This is a genomic window from Streptomyces sp. NPDC005799, assembly GCF_040630525.1.
Classification (GTDB): Bacteria; Actinomycetota; Actinomycetes; order Streptomycetales; family Streptomycetaceae; genus Streptomyces; species Streptomyces griseorubiginosus_B.
Genome location: NZ_JBEXXQ010000025.1, coordinates 36,333 through 53,268, shown reverse-complemented (window position 1 = coordinate 53,268; position 16,936 = coordinate 36,333). Strand labels below are relative to the sequence as shown.

General features: G+C 71.5%; 16 protein-coding genes. 8 read left to right on the top strand and 8 right to left on the bottom strand.

What is annotated here, in order from left to right:
• The first annotated feature begins 140 nt into the window (after nt 1–140).
• The 3 genes from ABZ453_RS24455 (at nt 141) to ABZ453_RS24445 (ending at nt 3,384) form a co-directional block, all read left to right on the top strand.
• A complete protein-coding gene (locus tag ABZ453_RS24455; protein WP_359017790.1) occupies nt 141–1,475 on the top strand; it encodes a wax ester/triacylglycerol synthase family O-acyltransferase in 1,335 nt (444 codons plus the stop codon).
• Nucleotides 1,476–1,577: 102 nt separating this feature from the next.
• Entirely contained in the window at nt 1,578–3,071 is a 1,494-nt protein-coding gene (locus ABZ453_RS24450; RefSeq protein ID WP_359017660.1) for an SDR family NAD(P)-dependent oxidoreductase, read from the top strand.
• Between the two features lie 73 nt (nt 3,072–3,144).
• Nucleotides 3,145–3,384 carry a hypothetical protein gene (locus ABZ453_RS24445; protein WP_133046531.1) on the top strand — a complete coding sequence of 80 codons (240 nt, stop codon included), beginning with the start codon at nt 3,145–3,147 and terminating at the stop codon, nt 3,382–3,384.
• A 17-nt stretch (nt 3,385–3,401) separates the two neighbouring features.
• On the opposite strand, the gene ABZ453_RS24440 is transcribed toward ABZ453_RS24445, so the two are convergent.
• From ABZ453_RS24440 to ABZ453_RS24425, 4 genes are all read right to left on the bottom strand, one after another.
• Complete coding sequence (locus tag ABZ453_RS24440; protein WP_359017657.1) at nt 3,402–4,217, bottom strand: SDR family oxidoreductase; 816 nt, start codon at nt 4,215–4,217, stop codon at nt 3,402–3,404.
• Nucleotides 4,218–4,242: 25 nt separating this feature from the next.
• The gene (locus ABZ453_RS24435; protein ID WP_359017655.1) at nt 4,243–4,638 is read right to left on the bottom strand and encodes an HD domain-containing protein; all 396 of its coding nucleotides are present in this window, start codon (nt 4,636–4,638) and stop codon (nt 4,243–4,245) included.
• Between the two features lie 95 nt (nt 4,639–4,733).
• The gene (locus ABZ453_RS24430) at nt 4,734–6,017 is read right to left on the bottom strand and encodes a permease (RefSeq protein ID WP_359017653.1); all 1,284 of its coding nucleotides are present in this window, start codon (nt 6,015–6,017) and stop codon (nt 4,734–4,736) included.
• A gap of 73 nt (nt 6,018–6,090) precedes the next feature.
• Nucleotides 6,091–7,185, bottom strand: a complete 1,095-nt coding sequence (locus ABZ453_RS24425; RefSeq protein WP_359017651.1) for an ATP-binding cassette domain-containing protein — start codon at nt 7,183–7,185, stop codon at nt 6,091–6,093.
• A gap of 325 nt (nt 7,186–7,510) precedes the next feature.
• Between ABZ453_RS24425 and ABZ453_RS24420 the strand changes: the two genes are divergently transcribed.
• Both ABZ453_RS24420 and ABZ453_RS24415 read left to right on the top strand, forming a co-directional pair.
• Nucleotides 7,511–7,735, top strand: a complete 225-nt coding sequence (locus ABZ453_RS24420) for a hypothetical protein (RefSeq protein ID WP_165954984.1) — start codon at nt 7,511–7,513, stop codon at nt 7,733–7,735.
• A gap of 59 nt (nt 7,736–7,794) precedes the next feature.
• Nucleotides 7,795–8,277, top strand: a complete 483-nt coding sequence (locus ABZ453_RS24415; RefSeq protein ID WP_359017649.1) for a GNAT family N-acetyltransferase — start codon at nt 7,795–7,797, stop codon at nt 8,275–8,277.
• A gap of 16 nt (nt 8,278–8,293) precedes the next feature.
• Here ABZ453_RS24415 and ABZ453_RS24410 read toward each other — a convergent pair whose 3' ends face one another.
• Entirely contained in the window at nt 8,294–8,935 is a 642-nt protein-coding gene (locus ABZ453_RS24410) for a LysE family translocator (protein ID WP_359017647.1), read from the bottom strand.
• A gap of 131 nt (nt 8,936–9,066) precedes the next feature.
• Nucleotides 9,067–10,053, bottom strand: coding sequence for a WYL domain-containing protein (locus ABZ453_RS24405; RefSeq protein ID WP_359017645.1), 987 nt, complete (start codon nt 10,051–10,053; stop codon nt 9,067–9,069).
• Nucleotides 10,054–10,151: 98 nt separating this feature from the next.
• Here ABZ453_RS24405 and ABZ453_RS24400 point away from each other — a divergent pair, with 98 nt between their 5' ends.
• Nucleotides 10,152–10,553 (top strand): VOC family protein, encoded by a 402-nt coding sequence (locus ABZ453_RS24400; RefSeq protein ID WP_359017643.1) that lies wholly within the window; start codon nt 10,152–10,154, stop codon nt 10,551–10,553.
• Between the two features lie 29 nt (nt 10,554–10,582).
• Here ABZ453_RS24400 and ABZ453_RS24395 read toward each other — a convergent pair whose 3' ends face one another.
• Nucleotides 10,583–11,119 carry a GNAT family N-acetyltransferase gene (locus ABZ453_RS24395; protein WP_359017641.1) on the bottom strand — a complete coding sequence of 179 codons (537 nt, stop codon included), beginning with the start codon at nt 11,117–11,119 and terminating at the stop codon, nt 10,583–10,585.
• A 22-nt stretch (nt 11,120–11,141) separates the two neighbouring features.
• The gene (locus ABZ453_RS24390; RefSeq protein ID WP_359017639.1) at nt 11,142–12,485 is read right to left on the bottom strand and encodes an amidase; all 1,344 of its coding nucleotides are present in this window, start codon (nt 12,483–12,485) and stop codon (nt 11,142–11,144) included.
• A gap of 248 nt (nt 12,486–12,733) precedes the next feature.
• On the opposite strand from ABZ453_RS24390, the gene ABZ453_RS24385 reads away from it, so the two are divergent.
• Together ABZ453_RS24385 and ABZ453_RS24380 are read left to right on the top strand one after the other, a co-directional pair.
• Nucleotides 12,734–15,085: an alpha-L-fucosidase gene (locus tag ABZ453_RS24385; protein WP_359017637.1), complete on the top strand. Its 2,352-nt coding sequence runs from the start codon at nt 12,734–12,736 to the stop codon at nt 15,083–15,085.
• Nucleotides 15,078–16,928: a beta-N-acetylhexosaminidase gene (locus tag ABZ453_RS24380; RefSeq protein ID WP_359017634.1), complete on the top strand. Its 1,851-nt coding sequence runs from the start codon at nt 15,078–15,080 to the stop codon at nt 16,926–16,928. The genes ABZ453_RS24385 and ABZ453_RS24380 overlap by 8 nt, the downstream gene beginning before the upstream one ends.
• Nucleotides 16,929–16,936 lie beyond the last annotated feature (8 nt).

Here is a 16,936-nt window from a genome sequence, read left to right as displayed (position 1 = left end):
AGGTGTTTCCTGAGTCCCGCCCCTTCCAGAGGGGCGGGACTTAATCAGTTGTTAACTGAGCGTAGCTTGATCGTACTTGACCGTAATCGCTTGTCGGGGGTTGACTGCTGGCTCACCCTTCGTCGATGCGAGGCAAGCCATTGACTTCTGACCTGCTCGCTCCTCTCGACCTGGCGTTCTGGAACATCGAGTCCGCCGAGCACCCCATGCATCTCGGCGCCCTCGGGGTCTTCTCGGCCCACTCTCCGACCGCGGGCGCCCATGCCGCCGACCTGCTCGCCGCGCGGGCCGCGGCGGTGCCCGGGCTGCGGATGCGGATCAGGGACGTATGGCAGCCCTTCTCCTTCCGGCCGCTGGCCTTCGGCGGGGCCACCCGGGAGCCCGACCCCGGCTTCGACCCCCTGCACCACGTCCGGCTGCACGCCCCCACCGCCGACTTCCACGCGGCGGCGGGCCGGCTGATGGAGCGTCCGCTCCAGCGCGGCCGGCCGCCGTGGGAGGCACATGTGCTGCCCGGGGAGGACGGGGTCTCCTTCGCCGTGCTGTTCAAGTTCCACCACGCCCTGGCCGACGGGCTGCGGGCGCTGACGCTCGCCGCCGCCGTCCTGGACCCGATGGACCTGCCCGAGCGCCGGCCGCGCCCCCAGGAGCCCCGGCGCGGTGTCCTGCCCGATGTGCGCAGACTGCCGGGGCTGGTCAGGGGCGCCGTGTCGGACGCGGGGCGCGCCCTCGACATCGGCGCGTCCCTCGCCGTGTCCGGACTGGGCGTGCGCTCCTCGTCGGCACTGGCCGCCGAGCCCACCGGCAGGCGCCGCACCGCCGGTGTCGTGATCGACCTCGACGATGTGCACCGCGTCCGCAAGTCCGAGGGCGGCACCGTCAACGACGTGCTCATCGCGGTCGTCGCGGGCGCCCTGCGCCGCTGGCTGGACGAGCGCGGCGACGGCAGCGAGGGCGTCCGGCCGCGCGCCCTGATCCCGGTCTCCAAGCGCCGTCCGCGCACCGCCACCCCGCAGGGCAACCGGCTCTCCGGGTACCTGATACGGCTCCCGGTCGACGACCCCGACCCGCTCGGCCGGCTCGGCACGGTGCGCGCGGCCATGGACCGCAACAAGGACGCCGGGCCCAACCGGGGCGCGGGCGCCGTCGCGCTGCTCGCCGACCATGTGCCGCCGCTGGGCCTCAGGCTCGGCGGTCCGCTGGCCGGCCAGGCCGCCCGGCTCTGGTTCGACATCCTGGTCACCAGCGTCCCGCTGCCCAGCATCGGACTGAAGCTCGGCGGCAACCCGGTCACCGAGGTCTATCCGCTCGCCCCGCTGGCCCGCGGCCAGGCCCTCGCGGTCGCCGTCTCCACCTACCGCGGCCACGTCCACTACGGCCTCGTCGCCGACGCCGAGGCCGTACCGGACCTGGACCGCCTGGCCGCGGCCCTCACCGCGGAGGTGGAGACCCTCATCACGGCGTGCGGTTCCTGATCAGGACGAGTTTGGAGGACCGGGGCGGCGCTCCGTAAAATCCACCCTTCGACAGCGGGTGCGATCGGAGCGCCGCTCGGTGATCAGGGAAACGGCAGCGCGATGACGGTGACAGAGGACGGCCCGGCGGCCACGGACGAGGTCGTGTACGGGCCCGGCATCGACCCGGAGCGGCTCGCCGTCTGCCTCGGCGTACTGGAGGAACTCGACAAGCTGGAGGTCGACCACCCCGACGCGATCGCCGTGCGCCGGGCCACCGCCGGCATCTACCGCACCGTGAAGCAGCGCCGCCGCCAGGAGCGCCGGGCCGCCAAGACCGCGCACGACAAGGCGGTCACCGAGGCCACGGCGACCGGCTCCGCCCAGCGCATCGACGACGAGACCGAGGGCATCCTGCCGTCCTCGGTCACCGAGGAGGGCAGGGTCGCGGGGATACTCCAGCGCCCGCGCTCCTGCTACACCTGCAAGACCCGGTTCGTCGAGGTCGACTACTTCTACCACCAGCTCTGTCCCGACTGCGCCCGCCTCAACCGCGGCAAGCGCGACGCCCGCGCCGACCTCACCGGCAAGCGGGCCCTGCTCACCGGCGGCCGCGCCAAGATCGGCATGTACATCGCGCTGCGCCTGCTGCGCGACGGCGCGCACACCACGATCACCACCCGTTTCCCCAAGGACGCCATCCGCCGCTTCAAGGCCATGGACGACTCGGCGCAGTGGATGCACCGGCTGGAGGTCGTCGGCATCGACCTGCGCGACCCGGCACAGGCCGTGGCGCTGGCCGACCAGGTCGCCGAGAGCGGCCCGCTGGACATCCTGATCAACAACGCGACCCAGACCGTGCGCCGTCTGCCCACCGCCTACGCGGCCCTGGTCGACGGCGAGAGCGCCCCGCTGCCCGCCGGGGAGCTGCCCGCCCACCACGTCATCGGCGCCTTCAACTCCGGCGCGGTCGACGGCCTCGCCGCACTGCCCCTCGGCACCAGCGGCCTCGACGCCCAGAAGGTCGCCGACCTCGCCCTGGTCGCCGGCAACGCCAGCGTCGCCCGGCACCTCGACGGCACCGCCATCGACGCGGGCGGCCTGGTCCCGGATGTCGTCGAGACCAACACCTGGGTGCAGACCATCGAGCAGATCTCCCCGGTGGAGCTGCTCGAGACCCAGCTGTGCAACTACACGGCGCCGTTCATCCTGATCAGCAAGCTGCGCCCGGCGATGGCCGAGGCCGCGCGCCGGGCGCCGGGCAAGCGGGCCTACATCGTGAACGTGTCCGCCATGGAGGGCGTCTTCGGCCGCGGCTACAAGGGCGCCGGCCATCCGAACACCAACGCCGCCAAGGCGGCCATGAACATGGTGACCCGGACCAGCGGCCAGGAGATGTTCCAGACCGACGGCATCCTGATGACCTCGGTCGACACCGGCTGGATCACCGACGAGCGGCCCCACTACGACAAGCTGCGCCTGGCCGAGGAGGGCTTCCACGCACCGCTCGACCTGGTCGACGGGGCCGCGCGGGTCTACGATCCGATTGTGCGCGGCGAACAGGGCGAGGACCTGTACGGCGTCTTCCTGAAGGACTACGCGCCCGGGAAGTGGTGATCCGCGATCGTGCGTGTGGCCCGGCGCCGGCCGGGAACCCGCCCCCTGGTGATAACCGCGTCAGGGAGTGACCATGAGCAGTCCACACGGTGTTGATCCGCGAGCGCACGACGACCCGCGCAACCGGTATCCGACCGACGAACAGTTCTACGGCAACGACCGCCCCGACAACGCCGAACTGCCCGAGGACCGGCCGCGCGGCGCCGGCAGCGGCGAAACGAGCCCGGTGAAGCACCGCGGCACGTGGGCCACGGTCGCACTCGTCGCCTGCATCGTCCTGGTGATCATCCTGGGTATCGCGCTGTTCCCGTGAGGGAGCCACAGCCACCGTCATGAGCGAGGTGGTGCGTATGAGCGAAGCCGGTCGTGGACGGCGTACTCCGGCCCGGAGTACGCCGTCCTGACGCGTGTACCCCCGTCCACCAGCAGATCCGCGCCGGTGATCCAGTCGGCCGCGTCCGAGGCAAGCCACACCACCGCCCGCGCGATGTCGTCCGGCTCGCCGATCCGCCCGAGCGGCAGCCCGGCGGCCAGCCGCTCCTCGCCCGGCTCCCACACGAACCGGGCCATCTCGGTGCGCACCAGACCGGGGGAGACCGCGTTGACCCGCACCTTCGGCGCCAGTTCGCCCGCGAGCTGCCGGGTGAGGTGCAGCAGCGCCGCCTTGCTGGTGCCGTAGGCCCCGACGTTCGGGCCGACATGCCCGGCGCCCTCCGTGCAGACGTTGACCACCGCGCCGCCGTGCTCCCGCATCCACGCCCGCCAGGCCCCCTGCACCAGCCGCAGCGGAGCCTCGACGTTCACCGCGAAGGCCGCTGCCCACGCATCCGGGTCGGCCTCCATGAGCGGCCCGTAGGGCTGGTTCGTCGCCGCGTTGTTCACCACGACGTCGATCCGGCCGAACGCGCTCATGACGGCCTCGACGACCTCCCGCGGATGCCCCGGATCGGCGACGCTGCCGCTCACGCCGATGCCGTCCAGCTCGGCGGCCGTGCGCCGCACGTCCTGCGCGTCCCGCGCGGTCACGCACACCCGCGCCCCGGCGGCGGCCAGCCGCTCCGCCACCGCCCGCCCGATGCCGCGCGTCCCGCCGGTGACGACGGCGGCCCTGTCCTTCAGTCCGTCCTGCGCGTACGACGACGTCATCGCCGTACCGTCTCATGACGGTCCGTCAGTCGACAGCCCCGAGACGGGAGTTCCGCGCGGCGACGAGTTCCAGGACCGTGCGCCAATCTTCCAGAACCCCGGCGTCCAGCCCCGCGGTCCGGCTCTCCTCGTCCGCCAGCCGCAGCCGCAGGAGATCGTCGTCGGGGTCGGGGCCGTGCCGGCGTACGAGACGGTAGACGCGCTCGCCGAGCAGGGGCCGTACGGCCTCGGCGGCGCGCTCGGCGCCGAGGCGTTCGTCGCCGGGGCAGATCAGCTGCCCGATGTCGTGCACCAGGCCCGCCACCTGGAGTTCCTTGTCGGCGGGTCGGCTGCGGCGCAGCAGCGCGGCGGTGCGCAGCGCGTGCTGGTGCCGGCAGGCGTGCAGCAGATCCATCAGCTCTTCGACACTGCGCAGCTCCATGCGTCAGTCCTCCCGCCGGACAAGCCGTTGCCGTCCGTCAGCAGATCATGGCCGTGTTTCGATTCGGCCAACGGGACTTGAACTGCGTGGCCACTTCAGTGCGGTCCGTGATGACCGTCCTGGTGCGAGTGATGATCCTGGTGCATGTGGTGGTCGCTGTGCGTGTGATCGTCGCTGTGCGTCTCATCGTCGTGGTGCGCTGGTGCGGAGTGCTCGCCGTGCCCGTGCTCGTGCCCCGCGTCGGCGTCGCCGGGTGCCCCGCCCATCATCCGCAGCATCGCCGCCCCGCCCGTGCGTGCGAAGCGCCACACCAGGACCGCCGCGAGCAGCAGGAAGACGATGTTGAGCCAGGTCGTGTAGTTCCAGGAGACACCCTCGTCGGGGATCTTCGCACTGCTCTGGTCCGGCACGAGACCGAGGCCGCCGAAGACCAGCTCCACCACGTAACCGGCGAGGACCATCGCCGCGTAGAAGGTCGCCAGCAGGAAGGCCGTCATGCGCGGCCCGTAGTACTTCCGGTAGATGTTCAGGATCGGCAGGATCAGCAGGTCGGCGAAGATGAACGCGACCACCCCGCCGAAGCTGATGCCGCCCTTCCACAGCACCACCGCCAGCGGCACGTTCCCGATGGAGCAGACGAACGAGGCGATCGCCACCAGCGGGCCGAGCAGCGGACCGACGATCTTCGCGGCGAGCGGATGCCCCTCCAGGAAGAAGGACTGCCAGAAGGAGTCGGGCACCCAGGCCGCGATCGCCCCCGCGATGAGCAGCCCCACCACCAGGTCCCGCAGGATCGCCGCCCACTCCATGACGAACACGTGGGAGACGGAGGTGAACCCGTTCCGGGACAGCAGCCGCCGTACGAAGGACCCCTCGCCGCCCACCGACATGTCCATCCCGGCATGGCCCTCCATGGATCCGGCGATCCCGCGCTCGGCCTGCTCGCGGGCCTGGCGCAGCAGGCGCTCGCGCAGGAACAACCGGAACAGCACGGCGAGCAGGACGATCATCACCGGGCCGCCGGTGAATTCCGCCAGGGTGAACTGCCAGCCCATCAACAGGGCCAGGATCACGCCCAGTTCGACCACCAGGTTGGTCGAGGCGATCTCGAAGGCCATCGCCGCGGTGAAGTTCGCGCCCTTGCGGAACAGGGAGCGGGCGAGCGCGACCGCGGCGTAGGAACAGGACGAGGAGGCGGCGCCCAGGCCCGCGGCGAGGGCCAGGGTGCGGGGCCGGTCGTCGCCGAGCAGCCGGACGATCGTGGAGCGGCGCACCACCGCCTGGACGACGGCGGACAGCGCGAAGCCCAGCACCAGGGCCCAGGTGATCTCCCAGGTCATCGATCCGGTGATGGACAGCGCGTGGAGGATCGCGTCCATGAGGTCCCAGCCCTTCGGTGTGACACCAGTCCACGCGACTGTACCCCCTAGGGGTATCAATGTCAGAGGGGAATCAAGGGGGAAGACGTTCTCCCGTCACCGCGGAGAAGGCGTGCACGGCGTCGCCGTGGACGCCCACCCGCAGCCGCGCGCCCCTGCCGTGCGTGGGGCGGCCGGGGAGACGGACGACGACGTACCCGAGGTTCCCGGCGGACGTGTGGAGAAACACGACGGCGCCGGTGTCCTCGACGGACTCGACCACCAGGTTCAGGGCGGGGCCGGAGTCGTCCTCGGCCGAGAGCACCCGGAACCCCTCGGGCCGGATGCCGAGCACGATCGCGTCCGCCCCCTCGGCCGCGGCCGCCCGCACGGTCGCCCGGGGCAGCGGCACCTCCAGGCCGTCGAGCCGCACTCCGTGCCCGGACGGCGGCAGCCGGAACAGGTTCATCGCGGGCGAGCCGACGAAACCGCCCACGAAGGTGTTGGCCGGGCGCGCGAAGACGTCCCGCGGCCTGCCCACCTGCTGCAGCACTCCGTCCCTGAGCACCGCCAGCCGGTCTCCCATGGCCATCGCCTCGATCTGGTCGTGGGTGACGTAGAGCGTGGTGATGCCGAGGTGGTGCTGCATCCGGACGATCTGTGTGCGGGTCTCCACCCGCAGCCGGGCGTCGAGGTTGGACAGCGGCTCGTCCATCAGATACGCCCGCGGGTCCCGTACCAGCGCCCGCCCCGTCGCCACTCGCTGCCGCTCGCCACCCGACAGGGTCCTCGGCCGGCGCCCGAGATAGTCCTCGATGTCGAGTACGGAGGCGGCGAACCGCACCCGCTGCCGCGCGTGCCGTCTCGGCATGCGGGCGATGCGCAGGGCGAAGCCGATGTTGTCGGCAGCCGACAAATGCGGGTACAGCGCGTAGTTCTGGAACACCATCGCGACGTCGCGGTCCCGGGGCGGAAGATGGGTGACGTCCCGGACGCCGATGTGGATGGATCCCGAGTCGACGTCCTCGAGCCCGGCGAGCAGACGCAGACAGGTCGACTTTCCGCACCCGGAGGGTCCGAGCAGCACCATGAACTCACCGTCCTCGATCTCGAGGTCGAGCGAGTCGACGGCCGGACGGGCGCCCGACGGAAAGCGCCGGGTGACCTTGTCGAAGGTGACGGACGCCATGACGGCCCCCTCCCGGAAGGTCCTGGGACCAAGAGTGGAACGGGCGTTGGCCTTCGGCACGCCCTTGGGCCGAACGAGTGACGGAAAAGAACGGAGCCAACAGGGCGACTTGCAACGGTAACGCCAAGTTTTCAGGCCCCATAGAGCGGGGGGCCGCTCATTTGGTTAATCTGGAGCCGACGGACAGCACCACCGGGTCCCACCCACACCCACGTCCGTCCCGGGGCGGGCCGGCAGACAACGGCCTGTTCTCACACGAGTTACCGGCGCCACCGCGTCCGAACTGCTTTCGACTCACACCCGAGCGGGCGTCAGGAGCCGGACCGTGAAGTGGCCGGCACGCCCCGAGGGTGACCCGACACATAAGGAGTGCGCGGTGACACCGGAGAAGACGAATCGCGAACAGCGCCCCAAGGAACGCACGGAGCGCGCAGGCCGCCGGCCCGGCGAACTCGGCAGCCTGGACGTGTGGGCCCGGTCCGCCCCCATCCGCCTGGCGGGCTACGAGGACGACCTCGCCGAGCCGCACATCCTGCCCAGCATCGACTGACGTCGCGCGAGCAGGAACCTCGCGATCGCCGACCGCATGGGCGTGACAGACTCACGCCCATGCAGATCAGGGAAGCCGCGGCCGCGGACTGGCCGCGCATCTGGCCTTTCTGGCACCGTATCGTCGCCGCCGGCGAGACCTACACCTGGGACCGGGTCACCTCCGAGGAGGTGGCCCGGTCCTTGTGGATGGGGCCCGCCAAGCGTGTGTTCGTCGTCGAGGACGAGACAGGCGCGATCGTCGCCTCGGCCTTCGTCACCCCCAACTACGGCGGCCCGGCGGCCCGGATCGCCAACGCCGGTTTCATGGTCGACCCCGCCCAGGCGGGCCGCGGCATCGGCCGCGCCCTCGCCGAGCACGTCTTGACCGAGGCCCGGGCGGACGGCTATCGCGGCATGGTCTTCAACGCGGTCGTGGAGACCAACCCGGCGGTCAAGCTGTGGCTGTCCCTCGGCTTCACGATCCTGGGCACCGTACCGGAGGCCTTCGACCACCCGAGGCACGGCCGGGTGGGCCTGCACATCATGTACCGGGCGCTGTAGAACTCCGTCCGCGCGGCTAGTCCTTGCGGCCCGTCACCGCCACGGTCACGCCCAGGCCGATCATCGTCAGGCCCCCCACCCCGCCGACCAGGGAGAGGCGGCGTGGGGAGCGGGCGAACCAGTCGCGAGCGGTGGCGGCCACCAGCCCCCAGACGCTGTCGGACGCGAGCGCGATGGCGTTGAAGACCAGGCCGAGCAGCAGCATCTGCGGGGTGACGTGCCCGCGGTCGCGCTCGACGAACTGGGGCAGTACGGCGGCGAAGAACACGATGGTCTTGGGGTTGGTCACGCCGACCGCGAACCCCTCCCAGAAGGTGCGCAGTCCGCTGTGGGGCACCGCCTCCGCGCCCGTGAACGCGGCCCGCAGCGAACCGCGGGCACGCCACGCCTTGACGCCGAGGTACACCAGATAAGCCGCACCGGCCAGCTTGAGCACCGTGAAGACGAGCACCGAGCGCTCCACCACGGACCCGATCCCGACCGCCACGGCCACGACCAGCAGATACGCGCCGAGCGTGTTGCCCGCGACGGTGGTCAGCGCCGCCCTGCGCCCCTGCGCGAGCGCCCGCCCGATCACGAACAGCACGCTCGGACCGGGGATCACGATCAGCAGGAAGGACAGCGCCGCGAAGGCGAGCAGGCGGTCGGTGGACATCATGCGGCCATGGAAGCAGGGCGGGCGACCTGTCTTCCAGTGGGTTTCCGCGTTGGGCCGTGCCGGGACGACCCGCGCGCCGTTCCACCCCGCGTCCCTGGACCCGCAGGCCGGCGCCGTATGACCGGCCACTCCTAGCCGGCGCTCGCGTGCTGGTGCAGGCGGTCGGCCAGCGCCTGCACGAGCACGCGCAGCTCCGTGGGGCGCTCGATGACGAACGGGCGGTCCAGGGCGGCCAGGACCGGAGGAATCCACTCCAGGCGTTCCGCCCGGATCCGGACGTGGACCCAGCCTGCGTGCTCGACGTCGGCGTCCGGGAGGGGGGACACCGTGGCGAGGTGGGCGGGGAGGTGGGCGCGGATGTGCCCGACGTCGGCGTGGACGCGCAGGGACACGTCGTGCGTCCACGGCGTCCGCGCGAGGCCGTCCTGCACGGCGGCCACCGGATCGAAGGCCTGCGGGACGTCGAAGGAACCGGGCCGGACGGTCATGGCGGTGATGCGGTCCAGCCGGAAGGTACGGGTCTCCCCGTCGCCGGCGCCCGGGTCGGCGGCGGTCAGGTACCAGTGTCCAAGGTGGGCCACGAGGCCGTACGGCAGCACGGTCCGCTCGCTCTCGCGGCCCTGTCGGTCGGTGTAGGTGATCTCCACCGGATGCCGGTGCAGCGCCGCCTCGGCGAGCCCGAGCAGGACGTCCGTCCCGGGGCCGGTGCCGGAGCGGGCCGGCGCGGTGAAGTCGGCCGTGTCCAGCAGCGCCGACAGGCGTCGGCCGAGGGGTTTCGGCAGGACGCGCCGGAGTTTCGCCGCCGCGCTCTCACCGGCCGCGGCGGACGCGGGGACCAGCCCGGTGCGCCGGGCGGCCAGTAGACCGAGCAGCACGGCCAGCGCCTCCTCGTCGGTGAGCATCAGCGGCGGCATGCGGTAGCCGGGGGCGAGCCGGTAGCCGCCGTGGCGGCCGCGCACCGACTCGACCGGTACGCCGAGTTCCAGCAGGTGGCCGGCGTAGCGGCGGACGGTGCGTTCATCGACGTCGAGGCGGGCGGCCAGGTCGGGGACGGTGCGGGTGCCGCCTCCCTGGAGGATCTCCAGCAGGGCGAGCACCCGGGCGGTCGATGTGGTCACTCGGCAAGTCTGCCTCGTATACCGGGCGGAACCTGTCCGGTATCGGTCCTAGCGTTCGGGACGTCCCTTCATCCGGCACCCTTCTGACAGGAGCCCTCATGAACTTCGTCTCGATCCGAGTGATCACCCACGACGTCGCCCGCCTCGTCGCCTTCTACGAGCAGGTCGTCACCGTCCCGGCGACCTGGTCGACCCCGGACTTCGCCGAACTCGTCACGCCCTGCTGCACCTTGGCCGTCGCGAGCGAGCGCACCGTGGCCCTCTTCGGCGCCGGCTCCGCCCGCCCGGCCGCCAACCACACGGTGATCACCGAGTTCCGGGTCGCCGACGTCGACGCGGAACACCGCCGACTGGAGTCACTGGGCGTCGAGTTCGTCCAGAAGCCCACGACGATGCCCTGGGGCAACCGCTCCCTCCTCTTCCGCGACCCCGACGGCAACCTGATCAACTTCTTCACCCCGGTGACGCCCGAGGCGGTACGGCGGCAGGAGCGGTCCTGAGCAGGACCAGCCGTGGCCGCGGGTGCGCCTCAACGGGAGCCGAGGGTGATCCAGTAGCGGCGCTTGAGCCCGGCCTCGGTGCTGCGTACGTCCTCCAGGACGCCACCGTTGCTCTCGATGGTGCGCGCCGAACCGACGTTGCCGTCGTCGCAGGTGAGCAGGACCCGGTCGAGACCGAGCGCCGGTGCCTTGAGGAGAACGGTTCCCAGCGCCCGTGTGGCCAGTCCGCGTCTTCTGGCGGAGGGCCGGACGCTGTAGCCGATGTGTCCGCCGCCCTCCAGCAGGAAGGCGTTGAGATAGTGCCGGAGGTCGATGGCGCCGAGGTAGGTACCGCCGTCGACGATCCACCAGTGGCTGGCGTGCACGCGCCCTTCCCCGACCGGCAGCGAGCGGTCCGACTGCTGCCGCAGCCGCTCGACCCAGGAGGCGAACCCCGCCGGGCTGTCGAGGTCGTCGTCGCCCACCAGACGGAGGCCGGCTCCGTCCTGGTGAGCGCCGGGCCACTCGTCACGCGCCGCGAGCCACGAGGAGTGCAACCGGGCGGTGGGAGCGATCAGTTCGGCCATGCGAGGGACCGTAACACCACCCTCAGTCCAGCGGTGCCGTGCGCTGCCACGGATGCGACTTCTCCAGCTGTTCCGCCAGTTCCAGCAGGGTCGCCTCCGAGCCGGGGCGGCCCACGAGCTGGACGGCGGTGGGGGCGCCGGAGGGGAGGGTGCCGAAGGGGACGGACATCGCCGGCCAGCCGGTGAGGTTCCACGGGGGCGTCAGGGGCGAGTAGTTGGTGTTGGCGAGGATGTTGGCCAGCCAGCCCCGCTCGTGCCAGGCCACCGCCTTGGGGGAGCGGCGGGCGAGCGCGGGGGTCAGCAGGACGTCGTGCTCCTCGAAGAACGGCTCCATACGGCGGCGCAGGCGATCCCGGCTGTCACCGCCCCGGACGGAGCCCAGGAAGCGACGCCCGACGGCCGCGTGCACCCGGGTGCGCCGGGTCAGCAGACGCCGGTCGAGGCCCTGGGCGTCCACCGCCGTACCCGCCGTCCAGTGCGCGAGGGAGGTCGTGCTCAGGGAGGCGGGGTAGGGCGGGTCGGCGCGGCGCACCTGGTGACCGGCCTTGATCAGGATCCCGGCGGCGTCCCGGGCGGCGGTGGCGTACGGCCGGCTGACGGTGACGCCGACCAGGGGACTGCGCAGGGACACGGCGACCCTGCGCATACCCGGCTCGGACGGCCGCAGCGCGTCCGGGTCCGCCAGGACCGAGAGCATCAGGCGCGCGTCCTCGACCGTCGTGGCGAGCGGGCCGTTCTCCGACATGCCGAACCAGTCGCCGTCACCGATGCCCGCGGGTACCACGCCGTAGCCCGGCTTGATCGTGACCAGGCCGCAGTTGGCGGCGGGGATGCGCAGCGAGCCCATGCCGTCGTTGCCGAGGGCGATCGGCGTGAAGCCGGCGGCCACCGCCGCGCCGCTGCCGCCGGAGGAGCCGCCCGCCGTGCGGGTCAGGTCCCAGGGGTTGCGGGCGGTGCCGTGCACGCCCTCGGTGGTGCCGAAGACGCACAGCTCGGGCACGTTGGTCAGTCCCACCACCACCGCGCCCGCCGCGCGCAGCCGGGCCACCGTCACATGGTCCTCGGTGGTCGGGGTGTCCGGGGTGGCGGCGGAGCCCACGCGGTTGGACTCGCCGCGCACGGCGAGGTTGTCCTTGACCGCCACCGGCACACCGGCCAGCGGCAGTTCGGCCAGATCGCCGCGCGCTCCCACCTCGTCGGCCTCGGCGAGCGCCGCCTCGGCCCGTACGACCCGGAAAGCGCCGACGCGTCCGTCGAGCCGCTCGATCCGTTCGAGGTGCTCGGCCACCACCTCGCGCGGCGTGGCCCGCTTCTCGCGTACGGCGGCGGCGATCTCGGTGGCGGTGCGGCCGACCCAGCTGGTCACGGGGGCTCCTCGGGAGTGCGGTGCGTGGGCTACTCGTGAGTATGGAGTGCACTCTGCCCCGCCGCGCGCCCGGCGTCGAGAGCACCCGCGCTTGGATATTCGGACCGCTGTTGTTGGACTTTTCACCGGCCGCCGGTCACTGACCCGCAGGTCATCGGATCAATGGCGCAACTGCCGTGTTCCGATGTGTCATTGACAGGCTCCTGAGCCCGCCCAATGATCAGACATCCGATGAATTGGAGCCGCTCATGAGTCCGTATCCAAGACGTCAGGTCCTGGGCGCCGCGGTGGCCGTCACCGCCGCCGGCGCCCTTCCCCTCACCGCGGCGAGCGAGGCCCTCGCGGCCGAGCCGGCCGGCGGGAAGGGCGCGGCGGGCTGGGTCCCCGTCCCCGACCCGGTCCCCGTGCCGCTCGACTCCCTCTACGACAACGACGGCATCGACACCGCCACCGCCCGCGGCGGCGACTTCGACGGCTCCGGCTACACCTTCCCCGGCGAGGAACTCCCCGCGGGCCGCGTCGAGGTCGACGGCGTCCCCTTCGACTTCCCCGCCTCGACGGCGGGTGCCAGGAACAACGTGGTCGCGCTCGGCCAGCGCGTCGACCTGCCCCGCGGCCGCTATCTCTCCGCCGTCTTCCTCACGTCCGGCAGCTACGGCGACGCCTCCGGGAAGGCCACGGTCCACTACGCCGACGGCACGACCTCCACCGCGGGACTGGGCGGCGCCGACTGGTACGCGGCGGGCGGCTCGCTGTCGGTGCCGTACCGCTACACGCCGGACGGCACCCAGGACCAGCACAGCGTCGGCATCGGCACCTCGGAGGTGTGGACCGACCCGCAGCGCGAGGCCGTCGCCATCACCTTGCCGGTCACCAACCCCGCCGAGGCCGGCAAGGCATCTCTGCACGTCTTCGCCCTCACCCTCCAACCCGCCGCCCAAGGAAGGGCGTTGATGCTGCGCGACGCCCACTCCACCAACTCCCTGCTGGAGTCCACCGGCGCCCAGAGCGTCGAGGCGACCGTCGTCAACGCGGGCACCGTCGCGATCCTCACCGACGACGAGGTGTCCGTCCGTGTCGACGTCCCCGGCGCCCGAACCGTCGAGCCCGCCAGGGTCCGCCGCCTCGACCCCGGTGAGCAGGCCCGCGTCCGCGTCGGCATCCGCAACCGGGCGGGCACCGCGCCGGGAACGCGGCGGGACGGTTCGGTGAGCGTGCACGGCAGGGGCCGTCAGGTGACCAGCCGGCAGAGCGGGTTGACGCTGGGTGTCGCCGACTACCAGCCCACCGAGGCCTCGTTGGACGGCCATCAGGCGCCCTACTGGTTCCAGGGCGCGAAGTTCGGCATCTTCATCCACTGGGGCGTCTACTCGGTGCCCGCCTGGGCGCCCGTCGGCAAGCAGTACGCCGAGTGGTACTGGGACCAGATGCAGGACCCGGCCAACCCCACCTACGCCTACCATCGGGACACCTACGGTGAGGACTTCGCCTACGACGACTTCATCCCGCGGTTCACCGCGCGAAGGTTCGACCCGCGTGCCTGGGTCGAGCTGTTCCGGGACGCCGGCGCCCAGTACCACGTGCTGACCTCCAAGCACCACGAGGGCTTCGCGCTGTGGGACACCAAGGTGTCCGACCGCAACGCGGTGAAGACGGGCCCGAAGCGGGACCTGGTCAAGGAGCTGTTCGAGGCCTCGCGGCGGTACGCCCCCGAACTCCACCGCGGCCTCTACTTCTCCATGCCGGAGTGGTTCAACCCCGACAACCCGTGGATGGGCCACGCCCCGCGCAACCCGTACACCCTGGAGCCGGTCCCGTACACCGGATACAGCGCGGGCAAGGACTACGTGCGGGACTACCAGGCCCCCCAGATGCTCGAACTGATCCGCGGCTACGACCCGGAGATCATCTGGTGCGACATCGGCGGCGTCAACGACAGTCTCCACGTCCTCGCCGAGTACTTCGACCACGCCAAGAACCGGGCCCGTCCGATCGACGTGACGGTCAACAACCGCTCCGGCATCGCCTTCCACGACTTCACGACGCCCGAGTACACGACCTACGACAACACGGTCGTCGCCAAGTGGGAGTCCAGCCGCGGCCTCGATCCCTTCAGCTACGGCTACAACCAGGCCACCCCGGATGCCGCCTACATGACGGCCGAGGAGGTCGTGCACAGCCTCGTCGACATCGTCTCCAAGAACGGCAACTTCCTGCTCGACATCGGCCCGCGCGCGGACGGCACCATCGCGCCGATCCTGCAGACCCGGCTGCGTGAGACGGGCGCCTGGCTGAAGGTCAACGGCGAGGCGATCTACGACACGACGTACTGGTCGCGGATGGCGCAGCTCGGCGAGGATCTGCGCTTCACCGTCCGCCCGAACGAGGCCTTCTACATCCACTCCCTGACCCGGCCGGGAGCGAAGCTCACCGTCGAGGCGCCCGTGCCGATCCGCCCCGGCGACAAGGTGACCCTGCTCGGCCACGACCGTCCGCTCACCTGGACCGTCAGCAAGGGGGCGCTGGTGATCGACGTACCGGAGACAGCCCGTAAGGCGGGACAGCACGTGTGGGTGTTCAAGGTGGAGTGGCATGGGTGAGATCAGGAAGGGACTGCTACGGCTGCTCGGCGTCACGGCGGCCCTGACGCTGCTCGTCACGCCGGTACGGGCGGTCGCCCGGGAGGCACAGCCGACGGTTCCGCTCACCGTGCCGGCACTGAACAACTGGACGGCCGGACAGGGAAGTTACGTGTACGGCAAGGGCGTCCGGCTGGTCGCCGACAGCCCGGCCGAGCGGCGGGTCGCCGACACACTCGCCGACGATCTGCGCGCGGCGGGGCACGGCAGCGTCCCCGTCGTCCCGGGCGGCGCCCGCACCGGGGACATCGTGGTCGACGTCCAGCCGTCCCGCGGGGCACTCGGCGCCGAAGGCTACGAACTCACCGCCGGCAAGCGGCTGTCGGTGACCGCCGCCACCGAGACCGGCGCCTTCTACGGCACCCGCACCCTCCTCCAACTCCTCGCGCAGGGCGACCGGATACCGGCGGGACGGACCGTCGACGTACCGCGCTACCAGGAGCGGGGCGTTGGCGTGTGCGCCTGCTACATCCACATCACGCTGCCCTGGCTGGAGAACCTGGTGCGCGAGATGGCGTACCACAAGCTCAACCAGCTGCTCCTGGAGCTGAAGGTGAAGAGCGACGCGCATCCCGAGGCGAACACCTGGGGCTACTACACCAAGGACGAGATGCGCCGGCTCGTGGCCCTCGGCGACAAGTACCACGTGGAGATCATCCCGGAGATCAACTCCCCGGGCCACATGGACCCGTGGATCGAGAACCGCCCGGACCTGCAACTCACCGACTCCGACGGCAACAAGCAGCCCGCCCGCCTCGACGTCACCCAGCAGGCCGCCTTCGACTACTACACCAGCCTGATGGACGAGTACGCGCAGGTCTTCACCGCGAAGTCCTGGCACATGGGCGCCGACGAGTACATGCTCGGCTCCGACTACGCCAAGTACCCGCAGATGCTGAAGTACGCGCGGGAGAAGTACGGGCCGAACGCCACCCCGCAGGACGCGTACGTGGACTTCATCAACCGCGTCCAGGCGTACGCGGCGAGCAGGGGCAAGCGGCTGCGCATCTGGAACGACGGGCTGACCGGCGCCAACACCGTGCCGGTGGCGGCCGGAACGACCGTCGAGCACTGGCTGAACGTCGCCGTGAAGCCCAGCGCGCTCATCGCCCAGGGCTACCAGGTCGAGAACGCCGCCTACTCGCTGTACCTGGTCCGCGGCGGGTTCCACAGCGACACCGGGTCCCTGTACGACCAGGGGTGGGATCCGCGCAGCTTCGAGGGGGAGAAGGTGGCGACCGGTGAGGGCATCACCGGGGCGAAGATCAGCCTGTGGCCGGACAACGGCAGCGGCGAGACGGAGAACGAGGTCGCCGTCGAACTCTGGCCCGCGCTACGGCACATCGCTGAGGCCACCTGGGGCGATCCGCACCCGGATGCCACCTACGCCGAGTTCACCGCACGGGGGACGGCGGTCGGGCACGCGCCCGGCCGGCGTGATCTGACGCTGCTGCCGGTGGCGGAGGGCACGTACACCTTCCGTACCGCCGGACACACCTTCACGGCGCAACTCGCCCGGACCGCCGACGGATACGCGAGCCTGCGGTCCCCTGACGGCTGCCTGGAGATCAGCGGCGGCAAGCTCACGCTCAACGCGCCGCTGCAGCCCGGCGTCGAGGCGGCCTGGAAGAGCTGTGACGCCGCCGGCACCCTGCAGCGCTGGCAGGTGAACCGCGCCGCCGGGGGCTACGAGCTCGTCAACGCGATCACGCAGATGGCGCTGACCGTGAGCGACGACGGCCGGGTCGTCCAGTACCCGCCGGACCAGCGCCCGCCCGCCGTCTGGCACCTCACCGCCCACTGAACCGAGGA